An 11639-nucleotide genomic window follows, 5' to 3' on the forward strand; every position below is an offset into this window, starting at 1 on the left:
ACGACCTTCGGGTTATGAGCCCGACGAGCTACCAAGCTGCTCCATCTCGCGTCCGTTTAAGTGCGGCGAATGATATAGAGATCACATTATAATGCAAGTGTTATTTAGAGAAAATAAGCAAATCAAGTGCCAGTTGCTTAAAGAATGGACTAATTGTTGTTTTTTAAACATATTAGGTGCTTATTTGAACTGTTAATATCAAAGTTAGGATAATCTGGTTATTTTCTATTTAGCTAAATGAAGTGATGTAATAGCAAGTCTGAAACGCCATTTGTTTTATAGTGCTGATAGCTTGTTCGGTAAATGCACGATCTATTTTATGCACTGTATAGTTATTAACCTTCAAAGTATTGCCATCACACTATCATGTTAAGTACAGCACTTTTATGGCGTTATAGCGTATTATAGTAATACATATAACAGTTGTTAATTGATAGTAGACCATTTGATTACCAGCTTATTTCACTTATTTTATTTATGTAGAGGTCAATATGGACAGCAATGGTTCTAAACCTGGCGATTCAGTTCTTCGTGATTTAACCGGATTTATGCCAAAGGCATTTGTTATTATTATTGTCGTAGCTTATATGTCAATTCTAACCATTCCGCCCGTTGTGCAATCATTAGGCTTGCCGGCTTTACCCGTGGTTTTGGGTATCATGTGTATTCAATATGCATTGCTATTTTATGTCGGTAAAATTCATGGTGATGGCATTTTAAAAACCATGAGAAATAATGGTTTTATTGGTTGGTTAATGTGGTTAGCGCTGGTTTGTATGTTAATGCTACCTATTATCCACTTATTAACGCTTGTTGGCGTTATTCAAACGGGCCTTTAAATTAGTTTTTTTATAAAAATTTGAGAAGGTAACATGATAAATTTATTTGTTACCTTGTTCCTTTTCGAGTAATCTCCTGCCCTTATTTAACAAGCACTGCATTAATTCATCTCATTATTAAGTCTACTCATCTCATTTTATCGTTTAAAACTACGTAGAATTACGACTTGATCGTTTCTTTGTTGAATTTCGTATCAAAATAAATGTACAAAATTGGAAACTTACATTATGAAAAAATTGCTAGTTATTACTTTAATGGCTTTGTTGTTTATTTCAGCTTGTTCTGAGAATACTTCGCCAGCAGACAAACTAATGTCTAACCCTAAAGAAGTAAAAATCACCTCTTTAGAAGACCTCGATGCGGTGTTTACGGAGCTTCATTACACTCAAGAAGATTGGGAAAAAGGTGATAAAGAAGTACCAAGGCTAACTTTTGAGAAAGTGAATCCTAAATGGCAAGAAATATCAGAAAATATGCCAGTCGAAAATAAGAAAACGATTTTTTTACGTCTGATGCTGCCCTTAGTACTTGTTTCTAATGAGCGTATTCTTCAAGAGCGTGAAATTGTTAAGTCTGCAAAATTAACTTCTACAGAGCTTATCGCGATAGGTGTGAAATATAAGGTAGTAGACAAAGGTACTGATAGCTTAACTAAGCAGCAACAACAGGATCTGCTAACGCGCGTTAATACTATTCCTCCATCATTAGCGCTAGCACAAGCAGCAGAAGAAAGTGCTTGGGGTACTTCGCGCTTTGCACTTGAAGGTAACGCTTTCTTCGGGCAGTGGGATTTTAGTGGCAACGGCATAAAACCAAAGCAACAACGCACTGAGTTAGGTAACTACGGAATTAAACGTTTTGATAGCCCATTAGCCTCAGTAGAAGGGTACATGTTGAATATTAACTCAACTTCAGCTTATCAATCATTGCGCGATTTAAGAGCGAAAGAAGTGGCAGCAGGTAAAACATACTCCGGCACTTTATTGGCTGGTACGCTTATTAAATATTCTGAGCGTGGACAAGCTTATATTGATGGGTTACGTCATTTAATTAGTTACAACAAACTTGGATTAACTGATGATACTTATTTATCGAATAATAAATTAGTGCATTTGGTTTATTAATTCGCACCAGTTAGTCATTTTACTAAGGTTAACAATACGATTTAACGAGATAGGCTTGGGGGAAGTGATGTTAAAACCCCAACTTAACTCAATTTTTTTGACAATTATTATCACTAGCGTTTGCATCTGATCACGGTTTTCAGCGGCATCTACATGAAGAAGAGTAATTTCAACTAAGCTTACTCGCTGAATTAGTTAGTTATTTCAAGTTTACGAGCAAGGAAGAGATTATGAGCAGAAGGGCAAACTGCAATAAAATTTTTAAACAAACCATACTAATGGGGTTTTTAACAGCTACTACACTACAAGTTAACGCGGCTGGTTTTCAATTAAATGCACAATCAGCAACTGGGCTGGGACGTGCTTTTGCTGGTGATGCAGTTATTGCAGATAACGCCTCTGTAATGGCTAGGAATGCCGCGGCTATGGCTTTATTTGAAAAAAAATCACTATCATTGGGGCTAATCTTATTAGAAACAAATATCAGTGTGGAAGATGGAACTTATTCGAGTAATGTTACAGGATATAGTGGAAGTTCTAACTACGACGATGCTGGTGGATTATCCGTTATCCCTAATATCCACGCTATATTTCCTTTGAATGAAAAAGTTGCCGTGGGTGTTAATTTATACACAAATTTTGGAACTAGAACTGACTTTGATGATTCGTTTACAGGTGGCGAATATGGTGGTTATACCGATGTTGAAAGCCTTAATTTAGGCTTTGCTATTTCATACCGCCTTGACAACCAATGGAGTATTGGTGGCGGGCTAGACGTTATTTACGGAATAGGTAAATTAGAAAGAGATGTATACTTCTATTCGCCTGTCGATGGGTCTGTGTTAGGAACAACTGAAGCCCTAGATGCAGATGTGAATGGCTTTGGCTTAGGGTTTAATGTTGGTGTTGTGTATGAGCTGAATGAGAATAACCGTTTTGGTTTATCTTATCGCTATAGCCCTGATTTAAAAGTAAAAGGTGAAGTGAGCTTTAATGGTTCAACTACTGATGACGATACATTAACCTTAGGATTGCCTGATATGGCAGAGTTTTCAGGTTACCACCGCATTAAAGATACACAATATGCCGTGCATTACAGTGTGCAATGGATAGGCTGGTCTTCATTCGACACTTTAGAGTCAGATACTTACGGTACAATTAGTAATTACCAATGGAAAGATGCGATGCACTTTGCAATTGGTGGTACGTACTACTTAAACGAAACGTGGACATTACGCACTGGCTATTTATATGACCAAAGTGCTCAGGATGAGGTGACCTCTATTTCAGTGCCGGATTCAGATAGGCAATGGTTTTCTGCTGGAGTGACTTACCACTTTTCAAAGAATGCTAATGTAGATCTTGGCGGGACTTATTTATTAGGCCAAACCGTTGAAGTAAATGAAGAAACTACTGGTGTATCTTCAATCACAGGAACAACCCAAGCTAATGCAATCCTTGTTGCACTTCAATACAGCCACCAATTTTAATTTTTAATGGTTGAATTAAAAAGCGCTGAGTGAAACGAAATAACCTTTGGTTTCACTCAGCGCTTTGTTGTTTTTAATATTTATTTCACTTAGCTTTTATTTGCCTGTTGCGCTCTTTCCGCACGTAGTTTACGCATCTCTTTCGGGTCAGCAATCAATGGTCGGTATATTTCTATACGGTCGCCTTGCTTAACCGTGCTTTCTAATTTGTCTGGTTTACTAAAAATACCAACAGTAGCTTCACTAGGAATGATTTCAGGGAAATGTTTAACAATACCTGATAGCTTTATAGCATGTTCAATGGTTGTGCCAGTAGGTACTTTTAACGAGAGTAATACTTGCTTATGCGGCAAACCATAAACTACTTCTATGTCGATTAATTCATTCATTAATTTATCACCTTAACATTAACGATTGCCGTAAACAGTTTTTGCTCTATTTGAAAACGACTTTACCATTGACCCGATTAGTTCATGGAAAATACGGCCAAAGGCCAACTCTACAATAGAGCTACTGAATTCAAATTGTAGATCTAAACTGACTTTACAAGCTTGATCATCTAATGCAGTAAAGGTCCAACCGCCCGTTAAATGTTTAAAAGGGCCTTCCACTAAATTCATACTGATTGATTTAGCTGGGATTAATGTGTTTTCTGTAATGAATGTTTGACCAATACCTGCTTTAGAAACTTTAATTGATGCTTTCATGGTATCCGCTTCATCGACTAATATTTCCGTCGCGCTGCAACCAGGCAAAAACTCAGGATAAGCATTCACATCGTTTACTAATTGATACATTTCTTGTGCGCTATACATCAACAATGCGCTTCGTGATACTTCAGCCATGTTTCACCCCATTTAAAAAATAGCATATTACACGATGCATTCGTCGAACTGAAAAAAAACCGATAAAATTAGCGAATAAAATAAGAAAAATGCTTGCGAATGAGTGACTTTTCGACAAATCAAATAGCCATTTAAAAAAACAAACTTTATAATGGAGTCTATGGCTAAAAAAAATTCAAAATCAAAAAACAACGATAATACGATTGCACGCAATAAACGTGCTTCTCATGAGTATCACTTAGAGGAACGTTTTGAAGCGGGACTTGAGCTACAAGGTTGGGAAGTTAAAACATTACGTGCAGGTAAAGCAAATATTGCAGATAGCTACATTTTCTTAAAAAATGGAGAAGCTTGGTTACTTAATGCAACATTTCCACCATTGATTGCAGCATCATCTCATGTTGTTTGTGATCCTTTACGTTACCGCAAACTGCTACTTAAGCGTCGAGAGCTTGATAACTTGGTTGGTAAAGTAGAGCGTCAAGGTTATTCAATTATCCCTGTATCGCTATACTGGAAAAAAGCCTGGGTTAAAATCTCCTTTGCTTTAGCAAAAGGTAAACAGGATCATGATAAGCGTAATGACGTTAAAGATCGTGAGTGGAAAGTACAAAAAGAGCGCATGATGAAGCATGACGCTCGATAAATGAGCAACTGGCACGTTATTTGTTAGATAATACTATCTTGATGCAAATAGCTTTGTTAGACTCAACATGTTGGTAATTTATTACTAACCATCTGGGGATGATTTAGGACTCGACGAGATTCATGAAACCCAAGGTGCATGCCGAGGTGACGGCTGGCCTCGTAAAAAGCCGTCAAAGTTATAGTTGCAAACGACGATAACTACGCTCTAGCAGCTTAGGCTAGCTAGCCTTCCACCCACGTTTCTCCTATGGGCAGGGATTCGGAAGGTCATTTACATTTGGATAGCGAGGGAACCTTGTTCGAGGGTGAACCGCGAAATAGTATCGAACTCGCTCTTTGCAATCCTGTCTGTCGGAGTGTCGAGAGTTAATCTAAAGATAGACTAAGCATGTAGTACCGAGGACGTAGGCTTTTCGGACGGGGGTTCGACTCCCCCCATCTCCACCACCTACTGAAAAAGGCTGATTTCTTAACGGATTTCAGCCTTTTTTGTATCTGTAAGTTTTTTTAACATGTTAATTACTAGTTTCCTGGTTGTTATTTGACTAAGAGTACAAAGGTTTAGACAGAGAGTGTGGCCTTTTATCATAGACTGGGACGTCATTAAGTGAGGAGAGTAAACTCTTATTTACCTTGATTCGCGTTCTATTGTATTGATAACTAATCGAGAGAATGAGCTTATTTCAGTAAAACTTATTTAGGTTGATGGTAATACTGCCAAAGAAATAATGAACCGACACTTCGCCAACCTTGCCAATGTTCAACCATTTGTCGTGCTTGTTTAGGGGTTGGTTTCTCTGTTAAGCCTTTTAGTTTTGCTAACCCCAATAATATCCCTAGATCATCAGCAGGAAAAATATCTTGTCTGTTTAAAGAAAATATCAAATAGATTTCTGCACTCCAGCGCCCAAAACCTTTTAGTTGCATGATCTCGATAATTGCCTCTTCATCACTTAAATCACTTAATGATTCTATATCTAAGCTGTTTGTGATGATGGCATTGGCTAAACGCTTTACATATTCTACTTTGCGCCAAGACAGGCCTACATCCCTTAGCGCTTGATCTTCTATTTCAATTAATCTCGCTGGGGTGACTGAGCCCATTAAATTGATCAGTCGTTGCATAATAATTGCAGCTACTTTAGTTGATAATTGCTGTCCTACTATGGTGGATAGAAAGGTTTCAAACCCTGCTGGTCTTGATCTAGGTGAAGGCGGACCTAGCTCTTTGAAAGCTGCTGCGATGTCTTCATCCAATAGGCTGAGTGCTTGCATGCCGCGTGCAATGGTTTGTTCATCCATAATTAATCTCACCGATAACTTAGGCAATATAATATTGATTGAGTCATTGATTTAAGCTGTTAAAAGGCTACCTACTTTAATATATGTAATGATATTCATGCAATGAGTATTAGGTATGTGTGATTGATAAAAGCATAGCAAACAGGTATCTTGTGCGACTATTAATAGCCCTGCATAGACGACAGTAAAAAGATATTTATGAACGATTTTTATTATGAACCACCGACAGAGCCTTGGTTAGATACGATTTATAAAGATAAAGATATGATTGTGTTTAACAAACCAGCGGGTATTTTATCTGTGCCTGGCCGTGATATTGAACGCCACGACAGTATGTATAGCCGTTTGTTAGAAAAACACCCTAATAGCCATACGGTACATAGGTTAGATCTTGCCACTTCAGGTGTCATTATTTTTGCATTAAGAAAAGATGCAGAGCGTGCGTTAAAAATACAATTTCAAGAGCGAGAAACTAAGAAGATTTACTATGCAAGGGTGTTAGGCCATATTAAAGATAAACAGGGATGTATTGATATTCCTCTTGGCAAAGACATTGATAACCCACCGCGCCATCGAGTAGACGATAAAGCAGGAAAGCAATGTAAAACTTTTTATGAGGTGGTTAGTTACGGGGAACAAAGTACTTTGGTTAAACTGATGCCCGTGACTGGGCGTACACATCAACTACGTCTTCACATGATGGCAATAGGCCATCCTATTTTAGGTGATGGCTTTTATGCAGACCCTATTGCATTAAATTTATCACCACGTTTGCTGTTACATGCAAGTGAGATAACTATTCAACATCCTTACAGTAAAAAACTGGTTAACTTTAGAACGGAAGTGCCTTTTACTGAGCCTGTTAATGGTCAGTAAAGTTATCTCAGGTTTGGATGAGCAAAGGGGACCCGTTACTACTTTTGTGGGGAGCACAATAAACTGGTTAGTGCTTCATTAAATCGTTTTAATTAAACAAATAACTTTATTATTCAGCGTTTAACTTAATTAGACATGGAAAAGTAGGTACAAAAAAACCTCTGAACATCACTGAGCAGAGGTTGTTGATTATAGGATTTAGTATTGCTTAAGCTTGGTAGCCGCCTTGAATGCCTTTGGTTGTTACTGATACTGCATCGTGGGCATGTAAGCTTTCGTAATGATTTACACGCAACCAGAAATCATCAAATAATACTTGTTCATTTAATGCAAATTTCAATTGACGAGCTGCATCTTCACAAAACATTAAGTTTTGACCATTTAAGCGTGCAAACTCTTGCTCATCTTCACGTTTAACTGCTGCTTGTACTGGTGTTTTCAGGGTTGCTTCAATTAAATCTATTAATGCAATAATAGGAAAGTTATCCGCTGTATCGCTTAATTTAACCTTAATTTCTGCAACACTACGTTGGCTGTGTGGTGTTGCTACAATGCCTTGCGTTGAACCTAACCAAGTTAATACATCTTCTTTAGCAACATTTTCTTGTTGATCATACTGTTTGCTAAATGCATCTTGAATTAATTGACGTGCTAATGCGGCAGAGCATGGGCAAGTTGAAGAATAAGGTACATCTACTTTTAATTCGAAATCAAACTTTCCATCGATTAAACGGCCTACAATGACTACTGGGTAAGCTTTCCAACCACGTTTCTCACTGATTAGTGACTTACGACGCAAGTTATAATCAAAAGCAATTTTAACAAAAGCTTCAGAACTCAAATCATGGTGACTTTCAATAAAGCCATTTAAAAGAGTTGTTAATGTATCAAGCGTTAATTCAGACTCGGTAGAAAGTTGATCTAACTGCAAGTACAAACGAGACATGTGAATGCCTTTTGCTTGTGGGTCACCAAGGTTTACGAATACTTCAGCCTTTGCGCTGACTTGTTGAGCAGGGCAATTATCTGTTTGTACCATTAACGGTAACTCAATATTACTCATACCAACGCGGTCAAGCGTTCCTTCAGTTTGAGCTTGTGCGCTATTTGCGATATCTGGCATTGCCATTCAATAAGGCTCCCTTCAACATGCTTTACATGGATAAATGATTATAAAATTGAGCGCGCATTATAAACGGGTTCTCGACAATTAAAAACCATGAAATACAAAGGTTTTTTCAAACTAATTGATAATTTATACCAATACTTGTAGATCAATAGGTAATACTTAAGAAAAAAGTGATTGATTTTACTGAATTTAACAACAGTTTTGATTTGAAGAAGGTTAACGGCAAATAAAGTCGGTACAATAGTTAAATAACTATTTTGTTGATAAACAGAGTGAGGATGCGTGAGTTTACTTAACCTTAAAACCTGGGTGCATTATTATGTGGCGTTATTAAAACGACTCGGCCCAATCAAATTTAGCTTATTATTAGCTTTTGCCATTATTTCAGCTGATGCTTGTTTACAGGTAATTATTACCCATGTTTTCTCTGAAGAGTTAGATCTCGCTGATATATTTCGTTCTTTTGTGCTTGGCTTAATTATTACTCCCTGGGCTGTTTATTTTTTAAGTGTGGTGGTTGGTGATTTAGATAATGCGAGACACCGATTGGCATCAACAGTACAAAAGCTAGAAAATATTTCTAGAGATGATAAAGCTAAAACGACGCTGCTAGAAAATGAGATTCTAGAACATCAAAAAACCCAGTTACAACTCATAGAAGGCACTAGTCTCTTACGCTCTTTTTTTGATACTTCTCCTGACCTTATTTTCCATTGTGATGTGGATGAACGTTTTGTGAGTTGTAATAAAGCAATGGGTAAGCTACTTGGAAAAACTGAAGATCAATTAGTAGGATTATCGCCAAGTGATATATTTCCGCCAGAGTATGCTGAAGCGGTTACTGAGCGTCATCATAGAGTTATTGAAACTCACCAAGAGGAAATTCATGCGACTTGGTTACAATACCCTAATGGCCATCTATCATATTTTGAAATCCGAGCTCTGCCTTTATTCAATAGTCGACAAGAGTGCATAGGATTAATAGGTTTTGGCCGAGACATCACTGACCGTAAGAAACATCAAGAATTTCTTGAAAAAGCAAGCCGCGATAAAACTACTTTTATTTCGACTATTAGCCATGAATTACGTACGCCACTTAATGGTATAGTAGGCTTGAGTCGTATGTTACTAGATGAAAGCTTTAATCAAGAGCAAATACAGTATCTTAAAACTATCCACATGAGTGCTATTACCTTAGGTAATATTTTTAATGATATTGTAGATCTTGATAAATTAGATAGAAGACGTTTAAATTTAGCCAATGATTGTATTACTGTTGACGATTTTATGAATGATTTGCAAAGTTTAGCGTATATTCAAACGGAGCAGAAAAAACTTAAATTAGTATTTGAGCAATCCCCTGACTTACCTAGCTGTTTGTATTCTGATGGGACTCGTTTGCGCCAAGTACTATGGAATTTAATCACTAATGCGGTGAAATTTACTGATCATGGGCAAGTGACTATTCGTTGTAGTCATAAGATAGACGGTAATAATAAATGGTTACGTTTTGAAGTTGAAGATACAGGTGTTGGGATCCCGGAAGATAAGCTAGATAAAATCTTTGCTATGTATTATCAAGTAAAAGGAGAGCGCCATGCAACAGGGACTGGGATTGGTTTGGCGGTATCGAGCCAAATCGTAGAAGCGATGCGAGGGCGTTTAACGGTCTCCAGCAAACTAGGTAAAGGCAGTACATTTACGCTTGAACTGCCAAGTGCATGCTCGCCTAAACAGGTTAAGTCTCATTTCACTGCACCAACCTTATCGATTTTGTTAGTTGAAGATATTGAACTCAATATATTAGTCGCACGTGCATTATTGGAGAAACAAGGGCATCAGGTTGATGTAGCAATGAATGGTCAAGAAGCGATTGATAAAGTAACTCAATATGATTATCAATTGATTTTAATGGACATCCAATTACCGGATATGGATGGTTATGAAGTGACACGTCGTTTACGTGAAACGCAAAAAGACTTACCACCAATTGTTGCTTTAACTGCAAATGTCTTCTCTAATACTCAGCAATTTGTCGAAAAAGGCTTAGATGATGCGATCGGTAAACCATTAAGCTTATCTTTATTAAATGCCATGTTAGAGCGTCATTTTAGCGATGGTCGAGCGATTTCCTTGACCCAAAGTACTCACCAAGAAACAGAGGTAAGTAAAGTTCAAGTCACATTGTTCAATGAAATCATGTTAAAAGAGCTAATGGAGTTCTTACCTACATCGGTAATGTTAGATAATGTCAGCCTGTTCGAAGGGTTAATGCCTGAATATCTTGCTGTATTGGAAAGTCATATGGTAGCCAAAAATCAGCAAGGGATAGTCGATAAATCTCATAAGATTAAAGGAGCCGCCGCTTCTATTGGTTTATTACGTATACAAAACCTAGCACAAAAAATGCAATCACCTGACTTGCCTGCATGGTGGGATAATATTGATGACTGGCACGATATGATTAAAAACTTGTACTTGAAAGATGTTGCTGACTTGAAAAAGTGGATCGTAGCCAATGGTTAAGTCATTAACGTGAGTGGTGCTAAGTACAATCACGGATAGATAGTAAAAAGGCTAACAAATTTGTTAGCCTTTTTGATATAAAGTGACGTATAAAACGTCTTTAGTTTTCTAGTTCACCGCAAAAACGATAACCTTCACCATGGATTGTTGAAATAATCTCTGCTGATTCTGGCACACTTTCAAAGTGTTTACGGATACGACGAATCGTTACATCAACTGTCCGGTCATGGGTTTTAAGCTCACGGCCAGTCATTTTCATTAATAAATCTGCACGGGTTTGAATTTTACCCGGGTTTTCAATGAAATGTAGAATTGCTCTAAATTCACTGCGTGGTAACTTAAATACTTGGCCATTTGGGCTAATTAATGAGCGACTGTCTATTTCCAGTGTCCAACCGCTAAACTTGTAAGATTCAACTTTCTGGCGAACTTGTTCAAAATATAACGTATCTTGCATGGTACGTGTTAATAAATTACGAGCACGAATCGTTAATTCACGTGGATTAAAGGGTTTAGTAATATAATCATCAGCGCCAATTTCTAAGCCTAAAATCTTATCAACTTCATTATCGCGTCCAGTTAGGAATATTAATGCGATATTTTTATGTTCGCGGATTTCTCGTGCTAATAGCAAACCGTTTTTACCTGGTAAGTTGATATCCATAATAATAAGGTGAATATCATTGTTATCTAATACCTGGTGCATCTCTTCGCCATCATTGGCTTCAAAGACTTGGTAACCTTCTGCTTCAAAAACACTTTTTAATGTACTTCGTGTTACTAACTCATCTTCAACAACTAAAATTTTAGCGCTAGACATGAATTGACTCCTATAAAATTAATAATGCTTTCTCTACTT

Annotated in this window: 11 protein-coding genes and 1 other RNA gene; 7 read left to right on the top strand and 5 right to left on the bottom strand. The window is 37.3% G+C overall.

From position 1 onward, the window contains the following. The first annotated feature begins 491 nt into the window (after nt 1-491). From OW492_RS00005 to OW492_RS00015, 3 genes are all read left to right on the top strand, one after another. Nucleotides 492-839 (top strand): hypothetical protein, encoded by a 348-nt coding sequence (locus OW492_RS00005; RefSeq protein ID WP_290037530.1) that lies wholly within the window; start codon nt 492-494, stop codon nt 837-839. Nucleotides 840-1067: 228 nt separating this feature from the next. Further along, nucleotides 1068-1964 (top strand): glucosaminidase domain-containing protein, encoded by an 897-nt coding sequence (locus tag OW492_RS00010; RefSeq protein ID WP_290037531.1) that lies wholly within the window; start codon nt 1068-1070, stop codon nt 1962-1964. A 230-nt stretch (nt 1965-2194) separates the two neighbouring features. Next, entirely contained in the window at nt 2195-3454 is a 1260-nt protein-coding gene (locus OW492_RS00015) for an outer membrane protein transport protein (protein WP_290037533.1), read from the top strand. An 89-nt stretch (nt 3455-3543) separates the two neighbouring features. Here OW492_RS00015 and OW492_RS00020 read toward each other — a convergent pair whose 3' ends face one another. Continuing rightward, nucleotides 3544-3843 carry an RnfH family protein gene (locus OW492_RS00020; protein ID WP_290037534.1) on the bottom strand — a complete coding sequence of 100 codons (300 nt, stop codon included), beginning with the start codon at nt 3841-3843 and terminating at the stop codon, nt 3544-3546. A gap of 18 nt (nt 3844-3861) precedes the next feature. After that, entirely contained in the window at nt 3862-4299 is a 438-nt protein-coding gene (locus OW492_RS00025; RefSeq protein ID WP_290037536.1) for a type II toxin-antitoxin system RatA family toxin, read from the bottom strand. 160 nt (nt 4300-4459) lie between these two features. On the opposite strand from OW492_RS00025, the gene smpB reads away from it, so the two are divergent. Continuing rightward, nucleotides 4460-4945, top strand: coding sequence for an SsrA-binding protein SmpB (smpB, locus tag OW492_RS00030; RefSeq protein ID WP_290037537.1), 486 nt, complete (start codon nt 4460-4462; stop codon nt 4943-4945). A 94-nt stretch (nt 4946-5039) separates the two neighbouring features. Continuing rightward, nucleotides 5040-5394: a transfer-messenger RNA gene (gene ssrA / locus OW492_RS00035) on the top strand. A gap of 246 nt (nt 5395-5640) precedes the next feature. Here the strand turns inward: ssrA and OW492_RS00040 are convergent. Further along, nucleotides 5641-6249 carry a DNA-3-methyladenine glycosylase 2 family protein gene (locus OW492_RS00040; protein ID WP_290037539.1) on the bottom strand — a complete coding sequence of 203 codons (609 nt, stop codon included), beginning with the start codon at nt 6247-6249 and terminating at the stop codon, nt 5641-5643. A 198-nt stretch (nt 6250-6447) separates the two neighbouring features. Between OW492_RS00040 and OW492_RS00045 the strand changes: the two genes are divergently transcribed. Next, the gene (locus tag OW492_RS00045) at nt 6448-7125 is read left to right on the top strand and encodes a pseudouridine synthase (RefSeq protein WP_290037540.1); all 678 of its coding nucleotides are present in this window, start codon (nt 6448-6450) and stop codon (nt 7123-7125) included. A gap of 208 nt (nt 7126-7333) precedes the next feature. On the opposite strand, the gene folE2 is transcribed toward OW492_RS00045, so the two are convergent. Further along, on the bottom strand, nt 7334-8254 hold the full coding sequence (gene folE2 / locus OW492_RS00050) for a GTP cyclohydrolase FolE2 (RefSeq protein WP_290037542.1): 921 nt from the start codon (nt 8252-8254) through the stop codon (nt 7334-7336). Between the two features lie 282 nt (nt 8255-8536). Here folE2 and arcB point away from each other — a divergent pair, with 282 nt between their 5' ends. Then, the gene (gene arcB / locus OW492_RS00055; RefSeq protein WP_290037545.1) at nt 8537-10780 is read left to right on the top strand and encodes an aerobic respiration two-component sensor histidine kinase ArcB; all 2244 of its coding nucleotides are present in this window, start codon (nt 8537-8539) and stop codon (nt 10778-10780) included. Nucleotides 10781-10880: 100 nt separating this feature from the next. Here arcB and arcA read toward each other — a convergent pair whose 3' ends face one another. Beyond that, nucleotides 10881-11600 (bottom strand): two-component system response regulator ArcA, encoded by a 720-nt coding sequence (arcA, locus tag OW492_RS00060; protein ID WP_290037547.1) that lies wholly within the window; start codon nt 11598-11600, stop codon nt 10881-10883. Nucleotides 11601-11639 lie beyond the last annotated feature (39 nt).

It is taken from the genome of Psychromonas sp. 14N.309.X.WAT.B.A12, from assembly GCF_030397575.1.
Taxonomy (GTDB): Bacteria; Pseudomonadota; Gammaproteobacteria; order Enterobacterales; family Psychromonadaceae; genus Psychromonas.

Coding starts and splice junctions, on each gene's coding strand:
- OW492_RS00005 (WP_290037530.1), top strand. CDS start 492: ATGGACAGCAATGGTTCTAAACCTGGCGATTCAGTTCTTCGTGATTTA.
- OW492_RS00010 (WP_290037531.1), top strand. CDS start 1,068: ATGAAAAAATTGCTAGTTATTACTTTAATGGCTTTGTTGTTTATTTCA.
- OW492_RS00015 (WP_290037533.1), top strand. CDS start 2,195: ATGAGCAGAAGGGCAAACTGCAATAAAATTTTTAAACAAACCATACTA.
- OW492_RS00020 (WP_290037534.1), bottom strand. CDS start 3,843: ATGAATGAATTAATCGACATAGAAGTAGTTTATGGTTTGCCGCATAAG.
- OW492_RS00025 (WP_290037536.1), bottom strand. CDS start 4,299: ATGGCTGAAGTATCACGAAGCGCATTGTTGATGTATAGCGCACAAGAA.
- smpB (WP_290037537.1), top strand. CDS start 4,460: ATGGCTAAAAAAAATTCAAAATCAAAAAACAACGATAATACGATTGCA.
- OW492_RS00040 (WP_290037539.1), bottom strand. CDS start 6,249: ATGGATGAACAAACCATTGCACGCGGCATGCAAGCACTCAGCCTATTG.
- OW492_RS00045 (WP_290037540.1), top strand. CDS start 6,448: ATGAACGATTTTTATTATGAACCACCGACAGAGCCTTGGTTAGATACG.
- folE2 (WP_290037542.1), bottom strand. CDS start 8,254: ATGGCAATGCCAGATATCGCAAATAGCGCACAAGCTCAAACTGAAGGA.
- arcA (WP_290037547.1), bottom strand. CDS start 11,600: ATGTCTAGCGCTAAAATTTTAGTTGTTGAAGATGAGTTAGTAACACGA.